The sequence below is a fragment of the Paenibacillus kyungheensis genome (assembly GCF_028606985.1).
In the GTDB taxonomy this organism is placed as follows: domain Bacteria; phylum Bacillota; class Bacilli; order Paenibacillales; family Paenibacillaceae; genus Saccharibacillus; species Saccharibacillus kyungheensis.
The window spans coordinates 5,094,203-5,114,533 of record NZ_CP117416.1 but is presented as its reverse complement, the minus strand read 5'-3'; the positions used below and the strand labels follow the sequence as shown (position 1 = coordinate 5,114,533).

Annotated in this window: 19 protein-coding genes and 1 riboswitch; of the genes, 12 read left to right on the top strand and 7 right to left on the bottom strand. The window is 38.8% G+C overall.

All coding sequences use genetic code 11. The features are described 5' to 3' along the window. The first annotated feature begins 52 nt into the window (after positions 1–52). Entirely contained in the window at positions 53–895 is an 843-nt protein-coding gene (ypfJ, locus tag PQ456_RS22210; RefSeq protein ID WP_273614176.1) for a KPN_02809 family neutral zinc metallopeptidase, read from the top strand. Positions 896–964: 69 nt separating this feature from the next. On the opposite strand, the gene PQ456_RS22205 is transcribed toward ypfJ, so the two are convergent. Then, positions 965–1,492 (bottom strand): hypothetical protein, encoded by a 528-nt coding sequence (locus PQ456_RS22205; protein ID WP_273614175.1) that lies wholly within the window; start codon positions 1,490–1,492, stop codon positions 965–967. Positions 1,493–1,828: 336 nt separating this feature from the next. After that, on the bottom strand, positions 1,829–4,411 hold the full coding sequence (locus tag PQ456_RS22200) for a winged helix-turn-helix domain-containing protein (protein WP_273614174.1): 2,583 nt from the start codon (positions 4,409–4,411) through the stop codon (positions 1,829–1,831). A 154-nt stretch (positions 4,412–4,565) separates the two neighbouring features. Between PQ456_RS22200 and PQ456_RS22195 the strand changes: the two genes are divergently transcribed. Beyond that, a complete protein-coding gene (locus tag PQ456_RS22195) occupies positions 4,566–5,330 on the top strand; it encodes a sugar phosphate isomerase/epimerase family protein (RefSeq protein WP_273616381.1) in 765 nt (254 codons plus the stop codon). A gap of 90 nt (positions 5,331–5,420) precedes the next feature. On the opposite strand, the gene PQ456_RS22190 is transcribed toward PQ456_RS22195, so the two are convergent. Next, positions 5,421–6,782: a hydroxysqualene dehydroxylase gene (locus tag PQ456_RS22190; RefSeq protein ID WP_273614173.1), complete on the bottom strand. Its 1,362-nt coding sequence runs from the start codon at positions 6,780–6,782 to the stop codon at positions 5,421–5,423. A gap of 136 nt (positions 6,783–6,918) precedes the next feature. Here PQ456_RS22190 and PQ456_RS22185 point away from each other — a divergent pair, with 136 nt between their 5' ends. Next, positions 6,919–7,320: a GNAT family N-acetyltransferase gene (locus tag PQ456_RS22185; RefSeq protein ID WP_273614172.1), complete on the top strand. Its 402-nt coding sequence runs from the start codon at positions 6,919–6,921 to the stop codon at positions 7,318–7,320. A 163-nt stretch (positions 7,321–7,483) separates the two neighbouring features. Beyond that, on the top strand, positions 7,484–7,840 hold the full coding sequence (locus PQ456_RS22180) for a nucleotide excision repair endonuclease (protein ID WP_204825879.1): 357 nt from the start codon (positions 7,484–7,486) through the stop codon (positions 7,838–7,840). A gap of 158 nt (positions 7,841–7,998) precedes the next feature. On the opposite strand, the gene PQ456_RS22175 is transcribed toward PQ456_RS22180, so the two are convergent. The 3 genes from PQ456_RS22175 to PQ456_RS22165 all read right to left on the bottom strand — a co-directional run bounded on the left by PQ456_RS22175 (position 7,999) and on the right by PQ456_RS22165 (position 10,611). Continuing rightward, positions 7,999–8,607, bottom strand: coding sequence for a hypothetical protein (locus PQ456_RS22175; protein ID WP_273614171.1), 609 nt, complete (start codon positions 8,605–8,607; stop codon positions 7,999–8,001). A gap of 278 nt (positions 8,608–8,885) precedes the next feature. Next, positions 8,886–9,593 carry a 23S rRNA pseudouridine(2604) synthase RluF gene (gene rluF, locus PQ456_RS22170; protein ID WP_204825881.1) on the bottom strand — a complete coding sequence of 236 codons (708 nt, stop codon included), beginning with the start codon at positions 9,591–9,593 and terminating at the stop codon, positions 8,886–8,888. A 121-nt stretch (positions 9,594–9,714) separates the two neighbouring features. Further along, a complete protein-coding gene (locus tag PQ456_RS22165) occupies positions 9,715–10,611 on the bottom strand; it encodes a TIGR01777 family oxidoreductase (RefSeq protein WP_273614170.1) in 897 nt (298 codons plus the stop codon). Positions 10,612–10,782: 171 nt separating this feature from the next. After that, a riboswitch (TPP riboswitch) is annotated at positions 10,783–10,886 on the top strand. Between the two features lie 145 nt (positions 10,887–11,031). Here PQ456_RS22165 and tenA point away from each other — a divergent pair. From tenA to PQ456_RS22145, 4 genes are read left to right on the top strand one after another with little or no spacing between them, the layout of a single operon-like run. Further along, positions 11,032–11,718, top strand: a complete 687-nt coding sequence (gene tenA, locus PQ456_RS22160) for a thiaminase II (protein ID WP_273614169.1) — start codon at positions 11,032–11,034, stop codon at positions 11,716–11,718. A gap of 17 nt (positions 11,719–11,735) precedes the next feature. Then, positions 11,736–12,332, top strand: a complete 597-nt coding sequence (locus tag PQ456_RS22155) for an ECF transporter S component (RefSeq protein ID WP_273616380.1) — start codon at positions 11,736–11,738, stop codon at positions 12,330–12,332. Continuing rightward, positions 12,310–13,908, top strand: coding sequence for an ABC transporter ATP-binding protein (locus PQ456_RS22150; RefSeq protein ID WP_273614168.1), 1,599 nt, complete (start codon positions 12,310–12,312; stop codon positions 13,906–13,908). Before PQ456_RS22155 ends, PQ456_RS22150 begins: the two co-directional genes overlap by 23 nt. Then, entirely contained in the window at positions 13,905–14,645 is a 741-nt protein-coding gene (locus tag PQ456_RS22145) for an energy-coupling factor transporter transmembrane component T family protein (protein WP_273614167.1), read from the top strand. The genes PQ456_RS22150 and PQ456_RS22145 overlap by 4 nt, the downstream gene beginning before the upstream one ends. 270 nt (positions 14,646–14,915) lie before the next feature. Here PQ456_RS22145 and PQ456_RS22140 read toward each other — a convergent pair whose 3' ends face one another. Beyond that, positions 14,916–15,293 (bottom strand): nuclear transport factor 2 family protein, encoded by a 378-nt coding sequence (locus PQ456_RS22140; protein WP_273614166.1) that lies wholly within the window; start codon positions 15,291–15,293, stop codon positions 14,916–14,918. Between the two features lie 170 nt (positions 15,294–15,463). Between PQ456_RS22140 and PQ456_RS22135 the strand changes: the two genes are divergently transcribed. The 4 genes from PQ456_RS22135 (at position 15,464) to PQ456_RS22120 (ending at position 20,212) form a co-directional block, all read left to right on the top strand. Then, positions 15,464–15,781, top strand: a complete 318-nt coding sequence (locus tag PQ456_RS22135; RefSeq protein ID WP_273614165.1) for an ArsR/SmtB family transcription factor — start codon at positions 15,464–15,466, stop codon at positions 15,779–15,781. A 43-nt stretch (positions 15,782–15,824) separates the two neighbouring features. Then, the gene (gene rlmN, locus PQ456_RS22130) at positions 15,825–16,925 is read left to right on the top strand and encodes a dual-specificity RNA methyltransferase RlmN (protein ID WP_273614164.1); all 1,101 of its coding nucleotides are present in this window, start codon (positions 15,825–15,827) and stop codon (positions 16,923–16,925) included. A 154-nt stretch (positions 16,926–17,079) separates the two neighbouring features. Continuing rightward, the gene (locus PQ456_RS22125; RefSeq protein ID WP_273614163.1) at positions 17,080–18,897 is read left to right on the top strand and encodes a sensor histidine kinase; all 1,818 of its coding nucleotides are present in this window, start codon (positions 17,080–17,082) and stop codon (positions 18,895–18,897) included. Next, entirely contained in the window at positions 18,887–20,212 is a 1,326-nt protein-coding gene (locus PQ456_RS22120) for a response regulator transcription factor (protein WP_273614162.1), read from the top strand. Before PQ456_RS22125 ends, PQ456_RS22120 begins: the two co-directional genes overlap by 11 nt. Positions 20,213–20,331 lie beyond the last annotated feature (119 nt).

The window sequence follows — 20,331 nt, the reverse complement described above, 5'->3', positions numbered from 1 at the left end:
TAATACATACGTAAAAGAAATCGGTTTGGATCAGTCATTAGGGGGCAGAAAGATGAAGTTACAGGGTAGACGAACAAGTTCCAACGTAGAAGATCGCAGAGGTAAAGGTGGCAAAACGATTATAGGTGGCGGAATTGGCGGTATTATTATTATTTTGATTGTAACGTTATTAGGAGGCAACCCTAGTGAATTATTGAACGGGACAACATCCACAACGACTGAATCGTCTGCACCTTATCAAGCAACCGCAGCAGAACAAGAGTTAGTGAATATGGTATCTGTAGTATTAGCCAGTACAGAAGATGTCTGGACAGCTCAATTTGAAAAGCAAGGATTAACCTATACTAAGCCTACACTGGTACTGTATAACGATCGTGTTGATTCTGCTTGTGGTACAGCCAGTTCTGCGGTAGGGCCTTTTTATTGTCCGGGTGATCAGAAATTATATATTGATCTGAGTTTTTATGATGAGCTTCAACAGAAATTCAAAGCCCCGGGTGATTTTGCGATGGCTTATGTGATTGCTCATGAAGTGGGTCATCATGTACAGACATTACTTGGAACGATGGATAAGATTCAATCTGCCCGTCAAAATATGAGCGAAACGCAATATAACAAAATGCAGGTTAAATTAGAGTTACAAGCCGATTATCTAGCAGGTGTCTGGGCTCATGATGCACAAGGAACCAATCTGTTAGAAGAAGGCGATCTACAAGAAGCATTAACTGCCGCAAGTGCTGTCGGTGATGATACTCTCCAGAAGCAAGGACAAGGGTATGTCGTGCCGGATAGCTTTACACATGGTACGTCAGAACAACGTCAACGCTGGTTTTATAAAGGATTTGAATCTGGAACGATTGCCGGTGGAGATACATTTAACGCTAGCAGCCTATAAGACATCACAAAGCCCGATACGATCTTCTCTTTGTAAGCATAAGAGAAGCCTTATCGGGCTTATTTTAATTTATCGGGCATGTCGTTTACTTTGTAATCCTCTAGCATAATTATAGAGTTGGTTAAAAGGAACACGATACTCTTCTACAATACCTTGAGGGGTCAATAAAGTAGAAGTAGGCTTTGCGAATTTGGAACATAACCTTTTTAATTTGGGATCAGCAGCAATCCAGAAGCGCACTTCTTTGACTCCTCTTCTGGATTGATCAATATGTCGAACCAGATGTTGAAGACCTTGAGCAAATAGTCTGGTTTTGCGATAAGGAGCGCTCAAAATCACAGATTGAATCTGGATTACTTCAGTATTGTAATAAGCATACTCTTCTGTTCCGTACAGATAATTCCAAGCCCCGATCACTTCATCATGTTGATCCAGAGCGATAAAACATTCTTCTTCTAAAAGAATAGGAGCAGACGTAAAGCCAAGTGTTAATAAAAAAGTATTAGGCACATGAAGCGGAACATAATTTTCTAATACAAATGTCATATGTTGTTCTTGATACACCGCATTGGAACAAGCTTGTATACGATAATTCATCATTAACAACTCCTTTTGGTTAAACGGTACATCGGTATCAACCATCTTTTTGATCATTTATTATCTGTAAAAAAAAAGACCTCGATAATATCTGCCGAATCGAGGTCTACAAAAATATGATTGGAGGAAACCGTTCGGATAGGTAAGATCACAGAGAAAAATCGAATGATAGCAGAAGATTTTCTATTTGATGTCATTTATTCTCCCATGATCTGGGTTGTTTTTATTGTAGCAAATCCAAGCCGTACGCATCTATTAACTAAAGTTAACTTGAATACATTTTTATTACAAATGAGATACTTTTTTTAATAAAAAATATAATGTTCAACCCTTTATTTATAGACCGGAAAGCAGTTCTAATTCTTGCGATTTGAGTAATGCTTGAACACGAGAAGTCACGCCCAGCTTATTATAAATGCGATTAATATACACTTTGATCGTACCGATTGTAAGCCCCAATTGATCGGCAATTTGTTGGTTGGAATGACCTTGACGAATCAATTTGAGCACGTCTAATTCTTTAGGTGTTAACGCTTCAATAAGATGATTGTCTGTCAATGATAGAGGCGTTTTGCCTTCTGCTTCTAATATATTTAGTAATTTAGTTATATATTTAAGCATCTGAGGATGGTTAACGATATGCTTCTTATGGCTTAATTTTTGTAGCAAAATATAAATAACCATTCCTTCATCTACAAATGTTCGTACATAATCAAACGGCATGACTAATTCAATCGCTTGTTGGAGCAATAAAATAGCCGTATCTACTTGTCCTTTGCGATAAGTACAGATCGATTGAAGAACAATAACAGAACATTCAATATTAGTCGAATGCTCATTTTCTGCAAAAAAGCGAATAGAAGCTAAAATTTCCAGAGCGGTATTATAGTCTTTGTTAGCTATCAGTGCACGAGATAATATCATAAATGCAAGCGATTGGTCTAAAGAGATACGTTGCTTGCTAGTGATTGAGATCGAATCTAATACATGGATAGATTTCTCGATATCACCTTCTAAAAGATCGATCCATGCGATAAAAGCATATAGATGTTTGCGCCAGTTATGGTATTGAGGATCTTCCAGCAGTTGTAATGTATTTTCGAGAATAGTACGTGCTGTAATATACTGTTTTTCTTTCAATTTTAATTTGACTGTCATTAAGCGGAAAGGAACAAGCAATCCTGGAACGATGCGATAGTTATCGTTTTTCGATATTTTTTGAACCCAATAGATACAGGTATTGAGATCGTTACGTTCATAAGATCCTTCAACAACAGCTTGCATAACATACTGTACCAATAACGAATTTTCTCCATGTTGCTGATGCAAGATACGGATCATTTCTGCACTGACATGAGCTGTCTCCTGACTTAGAAGTCCTTTTAAGCCAAAAGCTGTATTTCTAACAAACGGTTCGTTTTTATTATAATTAAAGTGGAAAAAGACCGAGTTTTGAGGGATTTGTTGTTGAATAGAACGCATAAAAGCAAACCATTCATCAAAGTCTCGAGATGCAAATAAAATATTAGTTTTGACCAAAAATAAAATGCCTAAATAATTAGAATATTTGTCAGAAGAAGATAATGCTTTAATACGTTGCTCACATCGCTTTAGTAATTCAATCGATTCTTCAAAACGATCCACAATCCCTAAAATAAACGCTTGAATCAGACAGAGCGCTATTGTAAATTCATAATCAGCAGGGAATAGCTGGAACCAGTGCAGTAACGTATCCAGTTCACCTTTACTTAGCCATTCTTCTACATGATTATCGATTAATTGGGCGGCTTGCTCATAGTGGTGGGCGATCAAAGAATGATCGATTGCTTCTTCGATCCATTGTCGCTCGATATAGATTTGGCTCGCTTTCTGATGCCCGCTGATCCATCGTGTATGTGACGATTGACGTAATACATTTTGGACAAATTCTGCAAATAAATGATGATATCGATACCATTCGCCATCTTCATCCAGTGGAATTAGAAATAGAGTGAGCTGTTGTAGACGATGTAATTTGCACTGACTGTCTTGCAGACCGGTGAGCTCATCACATAACTCTGCATTCATACGCTTCAAAATAGACGTTTGTAATAAAAAAGATTGCAGTTCTTCATCAAAACCGCTCCATACTTCATAAAATAAATAATCTGCTATACTGCGATGCTTGCCATTAAAGTCTAAAGTAAAACGGTATTGTCCTTCATCTTGTTGAAATGAAATCAAAGCTAATTGAATCCCTGCAATCCAGCCTTCGGTTTGTTGAACAAGCTTATGAATAATCTCAGTAGGTAGCGAATAACCTATCGTATGCTGACAAAGTAAAGCAACTTCTTCTTCTGAAAAAGCCATTTCACCAGCGGCGATAATATTTAATTGTTGTCGAACTAACCATTTTCCAATATGTACAAATGGAAGTGTTTGGCGAGACGAAATATAGAGATGAATATGGGGCGGTAAATAATCGATCAGATAACACAATCCTTTGTGAATATCAGAACTTGCTATAAATTGATAATCATCCAGTATCATAGCAAGTGGTGCCTTTAATTGGTCTAATTCATGAATAAACATATCGATAAAAGACGTGATACTACTCATAGAAGAGTTAGACAGCAGAGGTAATAATCGCTCTTCTAGATCAGGAATCATATAACAAGATAAAGAATAGATCATATAGCGCCAGAATCGACGAGGATCATTATCACGTTCGTCTAGAGAAAGCCATGCGTACGGTTGCTTTTTTTCATATAACCATTGTCCTAGTAAGGTGGTTTTGCCGCTTCCTGCCGGTGCATAGATCATATTTATTCTAAAATTCATGCCTTGTTCTACACGATGAATCCACTCTGGACGGTCAATCGTGTAGTTACGAATCATCGGTTTAGAAACTTTCGTTTTTAGAAGTATCGAACTTTCCATAGATTCCGTCCTGTCTCCCTGGCTGATTATATTCGTATTTTACAAATACACATATAATTACGCATCAAGGTTTATTTCATATATTGTAATATATAGATACATAGAAAACGATAGAATAGATAGAGTGAAAAAAGGAGAGAGTACTGTGAATAATATGCGACTAAAAGGAAGCTTAGATCGATCAAGTCTAGATAACCGACTTGCGTATAACCCCGAGATTATCGAATTTTATTTGAGTGCGACAGATATGCAACAACCCGACTTGATTGTTGCTCGAATACGTGAGTTGAAAAATAGAGGAGTTACAGTATATTTACACCATCCATCCCGATATCAAAATACATTTTTAGATATTATGAGTACAAATATCGAGCTGCGCCGATTTTATCATGAATCAACACGCCAATTGGTTCAAATTTGTAAAGCAGAAGGTGCAAAGTGTGTGTTACATGCACATTATGTACGTAGTGAAAATGCAGAAGTTTCACGTGAACGTACAATCGCATTGCGCGAAGAAATTGCTGCTATTTTAGAATATGGACGTGAACAGATTGTCTGGGAAGATTCAACAGAAGGGCTATTTTGTTATTCCAATCCATACTTAATAGATGATCTTATTATTCCGTTAGATTTGCCGTTGAATGTTGATGTAAGCCATACCTTTATCGCTTTTCGAGGAGATAATCAGAAATTACGCGATGTGCTTGAACGTACCGCTCCATATGCGGTCTATTATCATCTGGTGGATAGTATGGGACAAGTTCATGATTCTTTGCCACTGGGTGAAGGTCTGATCGATTGGCAGATGGTGAAGCCTTTTGTAAAAGGCAAAGATTATATTTTTGAGATTAATCTAATAGGCGATCACAGCGATTGTACGCCGATGGTCGAGAGTGCAAAATATTTTACAGCTCTATAAGTATAATTATAAAAATTAGTGTTAGTAGAATATATAAAAATTAGCAATAAGATCTTGTCCTATGACAAGGTCTTATTGCTAATTGTATTCTTAAATGACTTTTCCTTTTAAAATACCGGTTGCTGCTCGTCTGCCTGAAATAGCTGCACCTTCCATAGTTGCAAGGAGCGGTTGATCAGTATAATCACCTGCAAGAAATAGTCCATCGATTGGAGTAATCTGCTTCGGACGTTTGTGTTCATTGCCTTTTGCCAGACGATAAAAGTTTTCTTTGCCCCGTATAATTCGATACTGTGTCATCGTATCTACATTAGGAAGATCGACATCGTGAAGTGATTTTTTGGTGATTTCCCATACTTCTTCATCCGGTAGATCAATTAATGTATCAGGATCAACCAGAATGATCGAAGCTCGTCCAGTTGGACGTTCAAATGTAGTTCGAGATTGTTCGCTGAACGAACCTAATTGTGTACCCGGGCCAAACATCGTATGATCGACGGCTGCTAATTTTTCTGTTGCTTCAAATTGAGCTGTAATATAAGGCATCGATTCTAATGATAAGAAATCTTGGAACCACTCATGTGCATGGAAATGTTCGGATAATAGCATCTGAGCACGACGGATATTTGTAGCAACAACTACTTGTTCGCCATAAATTTGAGAGCTATCTTCCAACTGCACACCAACGACTTTTTCATTATCATATAGTAAATGAGCTACCGTTTTATTTGTTAGCACCTGTCCACCACGTTCTTCAATCGCTTTGGCAAGAGGGCCTGTCATGACATCAGTCATTCCGCCTTTGAAAGCACCGATACGTACTTTGGCGATACGTGGCAGAGCTGGAGCAAATAGACCGAAAAACGCATACGCAGAATATTCTTCAATAGGTAAAAAGAAAATCCCTGATGATAATGGCTGAATCAATCGCTCAATCGCATCGGTAGATACACCATGCTGTTCAGCATATTCTTGGATCGAAGATTGATCGAGTTTATCTGGATTGCTGATATAATCTTTAAATCCGGCTGCAAAAAAAGGAATCAACGATGCTTTGTCTGCTGGAGAGATAAGATCGTTATTCCCAAGTGCACCCGCAATCGTTTTGAGAGGAGCTTTGAAAGGGTCTAACCCAAATGTACCCTGTGCTTCCGTATGACGAATATTGGTGGTTTCTTCCCAGTGAACCATATCGCTCATCGAAATACCTGCATTTTTCAAAATTTCAGGCAGAACAGTGTAGTAACCTAGAAATTTATGAAATCCAGATTCGACTTCCATGCCGTCTTCGACCCAGTTGGCTGTTCTTCCTCCGATATAAGGAGCCGCTTCAAGAACGATTACAGACTTGCCTTGGTCGGCTAATTCAAAAGCACAACATAGACCTGCCAGTCCTGCTCCAATAATTATTGTGGGTTCTACCGTAGTATCTTTTTGGTTATGTACCGCCATGTAATGTCACCAACCTTTTCATCTTTTACTAAGATATTAACCATTAATAGAGAGCGTCAACTTTATTTGTATACATTCGTATGCAGTATAGGGATTATTTGTTATCATGTGAGATAAAAAAAGGAGTTGTACATACATGCAGATTGTTCATCGTATTCCAGCGATTGAAGAGTACTTAACGTTGCGTAAAGTATCCGGGCTGAGCGAAATGAGTGTCGAAGGCGCAAGTAAAGGATTGCCGAATACCCTATTTGCTGTTGTATTGGAAGAAGAAGGACAAGCGATCGGGATGGGACGGGTTGTAGGAGATGGCGGATTATTTTTTCATATTACCGATATCTGTGTGCGCCCAGAATATCAAGGCAAAGGTTACGGCAAAGCGATTATGCGTGAGATCACAACATACTTGGAAAAGAATATGTCTCTTCAATCTCATGCGGTACTATTCGCAGACCCGCCGGCAGACCAATTGTATGCACAGTATGGATTTACGTATACAGCACCTCATTCCTTAGGCATGTGGTGGAAAAAGGTATAGCATTTGCACAAATCATGTGATGAAATAGAGCCATACCTCATCCATAACTAGCAAAATCATATAGAGATGCAGATCAGCAACGTGGTAAGATGAGAGTAGTCGTAGTTTTGCAGTGTAAATTATGATAGGATGAACACCTATATAGAATGAGGAAGTGACCATATTGATTACTATAACAATCCCGACAGCGGATGTTACGATTACCAAACAAATTAACCCTGAGCTTAGCCATATTTACGGATTTACCGATTTTCATCTGATTTCGCGTGAAACAGGCGGTATCTTTATGTTCTATAACGAACAAGATGAATTACTATTTGTCGGTAAAGCACGTAAGCTTAGACCTCGTATCAAAAAGCATTTCGAAGATACCGTATCACCGATCAAAGATCATCGTGATGAAGTCACCAAGATCGAAGTCTGCTTGATCGACAACGCTATGGATCGTGAGATTTATGAGACGTACATTATCAATACACTACATGCGAAATACAATGTAGAAAAAGTATTTTACAAGTAATCGCAAAAAAGACCTCTTTTGTAGTCAATTATCGAACATAAGATAATAGACAAAGTAAAAGAGGTCTTTTTATTTTGGATTCATCAGATGAGTAGAATTTTCGTATACGTGACGATAATTGGCAATAAAATAGCTTTTATCTGGCAAAATATCTATATTTATTTAAGATATCTACCTATAGCTGAAGGAAGTTCTGCATCAGTATAATCAAGCATGTATTGATTATTATGCTCTAGCACATTGTATTTTAGAACGATAGCACTATTTAGTTTATACAAAAACGAATACATCACAGCATTACTACTATCTATATGAATAGTCGTTTTAGCAGCATTTACGAGAGCAATAAATTGTTTACTTTCTTTTCCGTGTAATGTACGCATAAATTGTCCTTCTTTATATAGATCAACAGATTCTATCTTTTGATCAAAAATATCCAATTTTTTAGATTTTACATTCATATCTTTTAATAACTTATACACATTGTATATATCTATATTCATTTTTCCTTGCAATGCATTATTAGTATTTTTTACAGCTATTATATCATTATCCGAGTACCCATTTATTTTATAAATAGGGGTGTCTTTAGGTACTGTAGAGGATTCGCTTACAGTATCTATTTTTGAAAGTTGGGTGGAGTCTATAACGATCATTTTGGGCTCATTAATATACATTTGATCCTTGTATTTCACATAATCGGCATTACTGTTCTCAGGATTTGGTTTACTTCCGTTTAGTGAACATCCAGAAAGTAAAATAACCATCAGAATTACTGATAGGAGTAGTTTGATAAGATCGCCTCTTTTCTTTGTAGAATAAAATCTTCGCTAATATGCTTTGTTATGACAATAATTAAAAACTATAAAACGATGATATTGGAAGAGACTTTACAGTTAAAATATAGACTATCCAAATAGGAATAAGTCACGTTTATTTGGATTTTTTCTGGACAGACATTTTTTGATACCAAAAAGACCTTTTCAATGATCTGCTATCTGATATAGGATAACGGATCAAGTCAAAGAGGTCTTTTTCAGGTGAATTAGCGTTTTTTGGGCGTATATTCCAGATCGCGGAATAGGCGATTGAGTTCATCAGTCGTCAGGTCGCGCCATTTGCCTGTCGGTAAATTACCCAGACGAATATTCATAATGCGTGTACGACGTAGCGCACGAACTTCATAGCCAAGTGCAGAGCACATGCGACGAATCTGGCGATTCAATCCTTGCGTCAAAATGATTTTGAATACATATTTGGATTGTTGAACGACCTGACAAGGTAAAGTCACTGTATCTAGAATCTCTACACCGGAAGCCATTTGTTTGAGAAAAGAAGGCGTAATCGGTTGATCTACAGTGACGATATATTCTTTTTCATGCTTATTTTCAGCACGCAAAATTTCGTTAACGATATCGCCATCATTGGTCAGCATAATCAAGCCATCCGAATCTTTATCCAATCGTCCGACATGGAAAATACGTAGGGGATGATTGACAAAATCTACGATATTGCCTCGAATATGACGCTCGGTTGTACTGGTAATGCCTACCGGTTTGTTGAGCACAATATAGACATTTTCTTGTTCGACTTTGATCGGTTTGCCTTTGACCCGCACATCGTCGCCTTCTTCGACCTGACTGCCTAGCTCGGCAACCACACCATTAATTGTGACAATACCTTCATTGATCCATTTATCAGCACCCCGGCGGGATGTAATTCCAGATTCACTAATATATTTATTAATTCGCACGTATAAGCACACCTTTAACTCTAATTTTTGAGTAAGCTATTCAAGCCGTTACTCAAGTCTATCTCTACGATACCCTTTTTTGCTTTATTTTAAAAGTCATGTTCGTCTGTACGGTATGATGTTATGATTTTGTATGCAAAATATGGTGCAGTGCTTGTTCCAACCGTCCGTATTTGAACATAAATCCTTCTTTGATGAGACGATTAGGGATCACCCAACGGCTTTTAAGCACCAATTCGGGTTCCGTCCGAATCACTCTAGCTCCTAGATTAAGCATCCATGTAGACGCAGGTAGACCGCCTTTACGATGCATCACTTTGCGCATCGTTGCCATCAGTTCACGATTGGTCACCGGATTGGGAGACGTGCAATTAAATACTCCTTCAAGCGATTCCCACTCTTGAATAAATAAAATAATCTGAAATAAATCTTCAACATGAATCCAGCTAAACATCTGCTTCCCTGACCCTTGATGACCACCCAGCCCGAAGCGAACTAGATTTTTGAAAGGGGTCATGACACCACCACCAGGTCCTAATACGATAGCAATCCGTAATGCGGCTTGTCGGGTATGCGGAAGGCTAAAAGAGAAAAAAGCTTCTTCCCACGCTTTGGCAACGTCTACCGAAAATCCGCTACCGATTTCGCCTTTCGTCTCGGTCATAGGGCGATCTTCTGCATGGCGATAAATAGTAGCTGTGCTGGAATTGATCCAAAGCGCAGGTGGATGTTCACAAGCCAGGATAGCGTTTCTAAGAATCTGGGTGGTTTCGATTCGAGAGTTCATAATTTCACGTTTATTTTGTTCGTTATAACGACAATTGACCGATTTACCTGCTAGATTAATCACCATTTCTGCTCCATCGAGAGCTTGAACAATTCCTTGATGATCATCCCATGCGATATGTGGAGATTGTCTGGAAATGATCTGCACTTCAATACCCAATGCTGCAAATCTTTTTTCCAAATACTGTCCGATAAATCCTGTGCCACCTGCCAATACCACTTTACGTGTCATCGAGATCAACTCAATTCTGTTTGGATAGTTAAATCTACGCGCCAATCCTTACTAATAATTATATTTTACACCATTTTATAACCCTATAACTGTTAAAAAAGGAAAGATTACTGAGGTTGTAGCAGTTGACAGTCTGTTCAATCGTGTGTACAGTAAGATGCAAATGAATCGAATGACCACTAGGGGAGCCTTTGTGTAGGCTGAGACGGGAAGATCCCGGACCCTTGGAACCTGATCTAGTTCATACTAGCGTAGGAAAGTGGAGACTGTGCAAGGGTACCTGTACATATACGTACACCTATTCTGCCGCTCCATCACGGGGCGGCTTTTTTGCATGTATTTTTCCATATATTCCAGTAGTGGTCCTTCTTTATTAACCAAGCGTCGTTATCGATGCTTCAATCTAAGGAGGATACAGTTATGAGTTTTTCACAGGAAATTAGACAGGCCGCAGACCCTATTTTTGAAGCGATTTTTAACCATCCATTTGTACAAGGGATTGCCAAAGGTGATCTGCGTAGTGAGCAATTGATCCATTATGTAAAGCAAGATTTTGAGTATTTGAATTCTTTTATGCGTATTTATGGAACGGCGATTGCGAAATGCCCAACACGTGAAGATATGGCGATGTTTAACGAGCAGATTTCATTTGTGCTTCATAGTGAAATTCATCCTCATAATAACTTTTGCGAGGTGGCTGGCGTCAAGTATGAAGATTTGCAAGGATATGCGCTTTCTCCTTCTTCTCATCATTATATTCGTCATATGTTAACTGTGGCTCATGAAGGGGATTTAGGCGATATTTTGGCGGTATTGTTGCCTTGCCCGTGGACGTATTGGGAGATTGGTGTGAAATTATTGGATGAAGTGAAGCCTGATGCCTCCCATCCTTTTTATGATTGGATTAACTTCTATGGCAATCGTACCGATACGATTACGCATCAATTTTGTGCTCGGTTAGATAAATGGGCAGAGCAGACGACACCTGCACATCGAGCGCGTATGAAAGAGCATTTTCTTCTAAGTTGTCAGTTTGAATATATGTTCTGGGATATGGCGTACACTCTGGAAGATTGGCCTGTGCCGATGGAGGTTGCACGCGTATGAGCTCCTCATCGATCTCTATGACATGGAAAATGAAAGAAGTGGTGCTGACTGTTATTTTGGCGGTGGCTTGTGGCGTTATTTATCTGGGATGGTCGACATTGTGGATACCGATCTCTGCATTAGTAGGGCCTGTGGGTGCAGGATTTATGTTCGGCATCTGGATTATTGCAAGCCCGATTGTAGCTTATATTATTCGTAAGCCAGGGGCGGCATTGATCGCTGAAGTAGCGGCTGCGGCTGTAGAGCTGTTAACAGGTAGCCATTTTGGATTGTCTGCATTATTGATCGGCGTGTTTCAAGGGATTGGAGCAGAGATTGCGTTTGCTCTATTTGGCTACAAACGTTATAACTTGATGACGTTAATGTTATCAGGAGCGCTGGCGGCAGTAGGTGGAGTATTGTATAACGTTATCGCTAATGGATTCGGCTATTACACCACACAAGTATTGATTACGACTCTGGTTATTCAAGTGATCAGTGGAATGATTTTAGGTGGATGGTTAGCCAAAATTATTGTAGAAGCTTTGTGCAAAACAGGGGTACTGGATCAATACGAAATTATGAAAGTACGGCGGAAGAAGGGAAATGCGAATGGAATCGCTTCTAGGGTGTAAAGACCTGTCAGTACGTTTTTATCATCGAGAAGAAAATGTATTAACGCATATTCATTTATCGATTTCACGTGGAGAAAAAGTATTGATTCTCGGGCCAAGTGGTAGTGGCAAGTCGACGCTATTATCTGCATTGTCCGGTATTATTCCTGAACATGTAGAAGCTGAAGTGGAAGGCGAGATTCAGTTAGCCCCTCAATGTGGCGTGATGTTTCAAGACCCGGATTCGCAGTTCTGTATGCTTCATGTGGATGAAGAGATTGCTTTTAGCTTGGAAAATCGCTCTATTCCGCGTGCTCAGATGGACACTATGATAGATACAGTGATGAAGCAAGTCGGTCTGAATATAGATCGTCATACTGCTATTGAGACCCTATCTGGAGGTATGAAGCAACGGCTAGCGCTAGCGTGTCTGTTAGCGCTTGAACCGGAAGTTCTTTTTTTCGATGAACCGACAGCACAACTTGATCCGATCAGTCGCAAAGAAATTTTTCAATTGCTACATGACCTAGCTGATCAGTACGGACAGACGATGGTATTTGTAGAACATACATTAGATGGGTGTATTGAGTGGATGGATACAGTCATTTTGATGAATGCGCAAGGGCGTATTATGGCTCAAGGCAAGCCAGCAGAGATGATCGAGCGGTATCGTGCAGAGATGGAAGAAGCCGGCATATGGCAACCTCAATTATTCCCGTATACATGGGAAGATGTACAAGATCATCCGTCTCATCCATTAGCGAAGCAGTTGCAACAGACACTACAACAACGCCGTACAGCTACACTACATGCAGATACAACCGACAATCATACACCTGATATCATAGTTACCGAACAACTGGAGATCGGGTATCGTCAAAAATCTGTTATGAGCGATATGAACATTTCGATTCAGTCAGGGAAATGGGTAGCGATTGTCGGTGCTAATGGAAGTGGGAAAAGCACATTTCTCAAAAGCTTAATTCGGTTAGAACGTATTCGTAGTGGTCAGCTTTCTTTTCAACATAAATTATTAAAAAAATGGAGTGATCGTGATCTGTATGAGCAAGCGGGATTTGTTTTTCAAAATCCTGAACTGCAATTTGTAACCGATACGGTGTTTGACGAGATCGCTTTTGGCGGACGACAACGGAATTGGTCAGAAGAGGAAGTAACCTCCAAAACGATACAATTGTTGCAAGAATTCGGTTTAGAAGCTTATCAAGATCAACATCCATTTACACTTAGTCTGGGGCAAAAAAGGCGCTTGAGTGTAGCCACTATGCTGTTATTCGATCAGTCGTTACTTCTATTAGATGAACCTACATTCGGTCAAGATGCTAAAACATCGGCTGAATTAATCAAGCGACTGCAACAACGGCAAGCGCAAGGAACAACGATTGTGATGGTCACGCATGATATGGATCTAGTCGATGAATACGCCGATACCGTGATTTTGTTTGATCAGGGCAAAGTGGTCTACAATGGAGCACCTTATCATCTCTTTGCTAATCCAGAACAGATCGGGGATCATGCGATTATCCCTCCGCTTCATTACCGGTTGCTACAGCCACAGAAGGAGCGGAGTATTGTATGAAAAGCAATCATTCGTGGTTATCCACCTTGAATCCGACGATCAAGTTGGTAACTCATTTGTTAGTGATGTGCGTATTGATGGCAGTCACTGATCCTCGTATCACTTTAGCGATCTGGTTAGTAGCACTAGTGATTGGAATGACTTTGGGTGGTTGGCGGATTGCTTATTTGCTCAAACGATTGCTGCCGTACACGATCTTTTTTGTAATGATTTTCTGGATGATGGCGGCATTTGGTAAAGGTGAACATACCATCTGGCAATGGGGATGGTTCCATATTACTGAAGAAAGTCTGAATAATGGTCTAATGATCGCCCTGCGGATGCTTGGATTTGTTACGTATGGACTGTTGTTCACATCGACCACCGATCTTACTGCTATGATTATGAGTCTGGTTCATCAATGTAGATTATCGCCAAAGTGGGCTTATGGACTGTTAGCTGGATTTCGCTTTATTCCTTTGTTCCAGACAGAACTGACTCAAATGAAATCGGCGCATAAGATTAGAGGGTATAAGCAGAAGAATAGCTGGAAATCTTTTATCCGTTATGCACTACCACTATTCACGCAAGGTATTCGTAAGTCTGAACGAATAGCGATAGCGATGGAAGCACGCGGATTCACAGGCACACGTCAGCGTACCTATTATCTAACTCCACAATTAGCAGGCAGAGATGGTTGGTATATGGGGTTGTTGTTAATAGTCGTTCTAGGAATAACATTTATATTGAAAAAGTAGATCAAAAGAAGGAGCATCTTGTGAACGAAGATGCTCCTTTGCTTGTCTATATGCTGTTCATTTGCATGATGATGATCGCTTATGTACACTTATTATCATTACCAATAAAATCCAGATATAAATGAGGTGAATGATATGCATATCGTATGGAGTAATTTGTTGATTACGATGGGAATCGTGATTGCTGTCGTAGCGGTACTGACATGGATTACGATTGTAGCAGTCAGATCCTATCGCAATAAACATAGAACCTAATCTACATAGTTAGTATCAATACTTGCTAAAAGCGTCTTGATTCTCCTGTACATTTTCCAAAAATACAATCTTACCTTCTTCATTCACACGAGCAATATCAATTCCTGTTTTGGCATAGACTGTTCCTTCACTCGACATGCCACATACTGCCCAGCGGGATTCGTAGGTTCCGTTGGTTTGCAGTTCCCACGGCTCATGCATATGTTTGATATCAATATTGTATTGATAGAATGTATCCATAAAAGTTTTGAACCCGTTACGTGTAGCTCCGTTCAGTACAATCTCTACATCTGGAATAAATAAATCCAACAATTGTTCCATCGCTTGTGGATCAGTACGTGAAGCATCGAATAAGCGGAAATAGTCATTTAATGTTTGGATAGCTGTTGTCATTTAATAAGGCTCCTTTTTGATAAAAAAACACAATCTTGCTCTCATTGTATTTAATAGTTTGATGAAATTCGAACTGTTAAAGTGTATCATACATCTAACATAATAAATAGTTCGACCAAAATCGTACTTTTCAATTGATAGTTGCTCCAATAAATGATAAGTTGAAAAGTATGAAAATATTAGAAGCTACCAGACCGACACCGATCAAGCTTGTCGATGTATTCAGCGCACTAAGTGATCCTGTGCGATTGAAAATACTATTGTGTCTTGCACATCATGGAGAAAAAAGTTGTGCAGGTTTTCAAATGAGTCATATTTCCAAATCCACCTTGTCTCATCATGTTAAAATATTACGCGAAACGGGATTAATCCAATTACGCATTGATGGCAGGCAACATTTTTATCGTATTTGCCAAAGTGAACTAGACACTCAATTTCCTGGATTGTTAGCATCTATTCTTCAAACAGAAGAAAAAGATCTACTCTAATCTGTTTTTCCTCAAATTTAATAGCTTTGAAAGAAGGTATACCATGAATAAACCATCCATTTATGGATTAACATTAGATCAATTATCGTCATGGCTTGGTGAACGTGGACACAAGAAATTCCGCGCCGGTCAGGTCTGGGATTATTTGTATCGTCAACGTGTAACTGAATTTAATGAAATGACTGAAGTGAATCCGGCTTGTATCGCTTTGCTTGCCGAGCATTTTGCAATTCAGACATTAACCGAACATGTGAAGCAAGAATCTGCTGATGGTACAGTGAAATTTCTGTTCCGTTTGGAAGATGGCAACTTGATCGAAACGGTATTGATGCGTCAGAAGTATGGTCAATCGGTATGTGTAACCACTCAAGTAGGCTGTAATATCGGCTGTAGCTTTTGTGCAAGTGGTCTAATTAAGAAAAGTCGTGATCTCACCGCAGGTGAGATTGTGGAACAGATTATGAAAGTGCAATTTCATCTGGATGCAGCCGCGCAAGACCAATTGGTTACGCATATCGTAGTCATGGGAATCGGCGAACCATTTGATAATTTTGAAAATATGGTCGATTTCTTAAATATTGTGAAAGATCGCAAAGGTCTGGTAATTGCGCCTAAACGTATCACTGTCTCCACAAGTGGTCTGCCTGACAAAATCAGAGAATTTGCCGATAGTGATCTACAGGTGAATCTAGCTCTTTCTTTACATGCACCGAATAATGAACTGCGTACACGCATTATGAAAATTAATCGTGCTTATCCGTTAGAGCAATTGATGTCTGCTGTAGAGTACTATTTAACCAAAACAAATCGCCGGATTATGTTAGAGTACATTTTGCTACGTGATGTGAACGATCATCAAGAACATGCACAGCAATTGGCTGATCTAATCGCTCATATGAACAAGTCAGCCAGTGTGAATCTGATTCCATACAATCCGGTTGATGAGCATAGCCAGTATCAACGTAGTTCTCAAGAATCGATTATTACATTCTACGATACGTTGAAAAAGAATGGTGTGAACTGTACAGTTCGTCTGGAGCATGGAACAGATATTGATGCAGCTTGCGGACAATTGCGCAGTAAACAAATTAAAAAAGCAGCACAAGCGAAAAATGAAGACAATCCTGTTGTGGTTGGTTCATGATTCCAATGAATTGAGAGAGTATGAAGATGAAATAAAGCAGGCTGTCGGTGAATTCCGGCAGTCTTTTTTGCAATATATCATCTTGATGTGATCTTGCAAGCGTTCTAATTTCTGCTATTATAGTATGAAAAATGATGCAAGAAGGTGTTCTGGTATGCCCTCTAACGCTAAATTGAAATGGTTCAAAAAATCCTCGTTCCTACTTCGTCATCTTTCGATCAAGCATCGCTTACTTATCGCTTTTCTAATTACTTCTCTTTTACCTGTCGTTATTGTCGCCTTTTACTCCAATCAAATCTATGAGACATCGACCACAACCAAGATCAGTGAGACATCTACACAGACATTAGATGAATTAGCTCGTAATATCGCTAGAGAACTGGAACAATACGAGACATTAAGTGAAAATATTATTATTAATCCTTCGATTCAGACAGGGCTAGCCAATTACAATCAGTTAACCGATCTGGACAAAAATGTGTTGCAAACGTTGATTCGCAAACAACTGGATCAGCAGATTTTCAGCTTTAGTAACCTTTCTAATGTCGTTATTATGACCAATACAGGCGCGGCTTTTTTTGATCTGGGCTATCAATGGTATCCAGGTGATCAATTAAGTGAAGTGATGACTCAAACAGAAGGCGTTGCTCGTAATGCGTATTGGTCTTACCTTCGTTCTAATCGTGGTACGCCAACATTAGCCCTCACCCGCAAAATCTATTCCGAAAATGATCTAAATTCATATCTAGGCTATATTGTTCTTTGTTTTGATGAAAAAAGTTTTGCCCGTAATCTATATCAGTCTGTCAATCTAGGAAAAGGTAGTAGTATCTACATAACCAATGATAATGGAATGGTAATTTCTTCGTTGAATCCAGCGATTGTACAAGGCAATATTTTTCACAAAGATATCATATCCAAAATGATCAGCGAACAACATCAAGGCCAATCTGAAGAATTTGAATCAACGATTTTGAATACAAAAATGCTGGTGACCAGTGCAGAGATTCAGATGGCAAATTGGCATATTATCGGCTTGATTCCTCATTCTTTTATCGTGTCAGAACTTACCGGATTACGAAATCATATTATCGCCTTATGTCTATTGACGTTACTATTGTCTGCTATCGTATCTATGTGGATATATTTTAGTATTAGTTCGCCGATGCGTTCGCTTTTGTTATTTGCCAAACGGGTAGATCGTGGGAAGTTAGACGGAATGCCTCAACAAGGGCCTTATCCAGATGAAATGCAGCAATTAACATCAACTATCTACAACATGGTAGATAGACTCAAACAATTGATCGTGCAGATCCAGACCGAACAGCAAGCCAAAAGAGAAGCAGAACTCAAAATGTTACAAGCTCAGATTAATCCTCACTTTTTATTTAATACATTAAATTCGTTGAAATGGAGTGCAATGCTCAGTGGCAATGCTTCGCTAACACAGGGGATTGGCTCATTATCTGAACTGCTTCACAATACGATTCTAGTCAAAGAAGAAATGATCCCGTTAGCAAAAGAAATTGAGAATGTACAACATTATGCAAATATTCAGCGTATTCGTTATGGTGATTCATTTCATCTGGAAGTGCAGTTGCATGAAGACACTGCTACATGGATGGTACCCAAATTTATTTTACAGCCGATTGTCGAAAATTCGATCTTGCATGCTGGAGCAGATGAACATGCTAAAGTAAATATTCGAATAGAAGCCAGTCTATCTGATCAAGGAATACAGATTCTTATCTGCGACAATGGCAAAGGATTTGACCAGGCCGAACAACGTCAACAGAAAGCATTGTATCGCTCATTATCTGGAATAGGTATTACAAATGTACATGAACGAATCAGGCTTCATTATGGAGAACCTTATGGTCTAATCACACATAGTAGAATTAATTATGGAACAACGACTGAGATTATATTACCTAAGCGAGATCGTACAAAGGAGGACAAAAATGATGTATAAAGTGTTGATTGTTGATGATGAGTTGATTGTTCGTCATGCTGTAAAAACGCTTATTCATTGGGAAGGCAGTCGATTTGAATATGCGGGGTCATGTTCGAATGGACGTACTGCGCTTGAACTTATCGCACAGACTGATATTGATATTGTGATTACCGATATCAAGATGCCTGATATGGATGGGATAGCGCTTATTAAGCAATTACGAGCTGATCAGTATCATGGAGAGATCTTAGTATTGAGCAACTACAATGATTTTGAATTGGTACGTGAAGCACTCAAACATAGTGCACATGATTATATGCTCAAATTAACATTGCAGACAGATAACTTTATGCAAGTGCTTGAAGAAATGGCTGCTAAAATAGATCAAAAAGAACCCGTACTCCAAAAAAATACATCTCTCAGTATCGCTGACCCTGTAGAATATAGTGATTTTCAGCAGCAATTATTGGAGATATGCGGTATAGATCATTCCGCTATCCAGTTACTTCAACGTGCAGAGATCAATACACAATCATCTGCATCTTCAGACTCTTCTTATCGTCCATTGGATACCGAGCGACAACTCCTCTTTTTATTTGCAGTCAATATCGAACAAGCTAATGCTAACGACAATCTATTGAATGCAGCTCAACGCTTAAAGTCAGCTTTATCTGGATTATCAGATGAACTCTTTTCCAATAGTCATCATGTAATGTTAGCTGAACTGAACAATCATCAATTTATTTTAGGCGTAACTTGTGAAAAAAGTTCTTCGTTAATATCTGCGAATCCATCCTCTTGGAGTGAAACAATAGCGCAACGGCTGATCAGTTTATCCAACATGTATTACAATATTCCTTTACAGATTGTGTACACGATAGGAGCAAGTAATGAGCATGAACTTAGACAACATATCCAGTACTGTCTGAATATCGAAGAATCCCCTCTACCTTTAGCAATAAAGCCAACACCCCATAGATTAAGTCCACCTCATTCCAATCATAAAGTGATGATTCGGCCAGAAGTACAAAAAGTGATCGATTATTTGCAGACTCATTATGCAGAGCGTATTCATTTATCTGAAATTGCGGCTTATGTGAATCTGTCTGAACCTTATTTGTGTCAGGTATTTAAAGTAGAAATAGGGCAAAGTATTCTAACATATCTAAACGATATTCGAATGAATCATGCGTATCAAATGCTATCCTCAGGACAATGGCTGGTCAAACAGGTAGCGTTAGAAGTAGGTATTCATGATCCATTTTATTTCAATCGCTTGTTTAAAAAACGTTATGGAATCTCACCTAAACAGATAAAACCTGTCTTATCATGATAGATAAAAATAAAAAAACTAGATGATTTTATGTATGATCATAAAATTGTCTAGTTTTTTGTTCATCGTATATAAAAAAACTAAAAATCATCTATAAGGTTTACCTGTATTGTACATTT

Bases quoted from the DNA above. Each gene is read 5' to 3' on its own strand.
- ypfJ (WP_273614176.1), top strand. From the start codon at position 53: ATGAAGTTACAGGGTAGACGAACAAGTTCCAACGTAGAAGATCGCAGA.
- PQ456_RS22205 (WP_273614175.1), bottom strand. From the start codon at position 1,492: ATGAATTATCGTATACAAGCTTGTTCCAATGCGGTGTATCAAGAACAA.
- PQ456_RS22200 (WP_273614174.1), bottom strand. From the start codon at position 4,411: ATGGAAAGTTCGATACTTCTAAAAACGAAAGTTTCTAAACCGATGATT.
- PQ456_RS22195 (WP_273616381.1), top strand. From the start codon at position 4,566: ATGCGACTAAAAGGAAGCTTAGATCGATCAAGTCTAGATAACCGACTT.
- PQ456_RS22190 (WP_273614173.1), bottom strand. From the start codon at position 6,782: ATGGCGGTACATAACCAAAAAGATACTACGGTAGAACCCACAATAATT.
- PQ456_RS22185 (WP_273614172.1), top strand. From the start codon at position 6,919: ATGCAGATTGTTCATCGTATTCCAGCGATTGAAGAGTACTTAACGTTG.
- PQ456_RS22175 (WP_273614171.1), bottom strand. From the start codon at position 8,607: ATGGTTATTTTACTTTCTGGATGTTCACTAAACGGAAGTAAACCAAAT.
- PQ456_RS22165 (WP_273614170.1), bottom strand. From the start codon at position 10,611: ATGACACGTAAAGTGGTATTGGCAGGTGGCACAGGATTTATCGGACAG.
- tenA (WP_273614169.1), top strand. From the start codon at position 11,032: ATGAGTTTTTCACAGGAAATTAGACAGGCCGCAGACCCTATTTTTGAA.
- PQ456_RS22155 (WP_273616380.1), top strand. From the start codon at position 11,736: ATGACATGGAAAATGAAAGAAGTGGTGCTGACTGTTATTTTGGCGGTG.
- PQ456_RS22150 (WP_273614168.1), top strand. From the start codon at position 12,310: ATGGAATCGCTTCTAGGGTGTAAAGACCTGTCAGTACGTTTTTATCAT.
- PQ456_RS22145 (WP_273614167.1), top strand. From the start codon at position 13,905: ATGAAAAGCAATCATTCGTGGTTATCCACCTTGAATCCGACGATCAAG.
- PQ456_RS22140 (WP_273614166.1), bottom strand. From the start codon at position 15,293: ATGACAACAGCTATCCAAACATTAAATGACTATTTCCGCTTATTCGAT.
- PQ456_RS22135 (WP_273614165.1), top strand. From the start codon at position 15,464: ATGAAAATATTAGAAGCTACCAGACCGACACCGATCAAGCTTGTCGAT.
- rlmN (WP_273614164.1), top strand. From the start codon at position 15,825: ATGAATAAACCATCCATTTATGGATTAACATTAGATCAATTATCGTCA.
- PQ456_RS22125 (WP_273614163.1), top strand. From the start codon at position 17,080: ATGCCCTCTAACGCTAAATTGAAATGGTTCAAAAAATCCTCGTTCCTA.
- PQ456_RS22120 (WP_273614162.1), top strand. From the start codon at position 18,887: ATGATGTATAAAGTGTTGATTGTTGATGATGAGTTGATTGTTCGTCAT.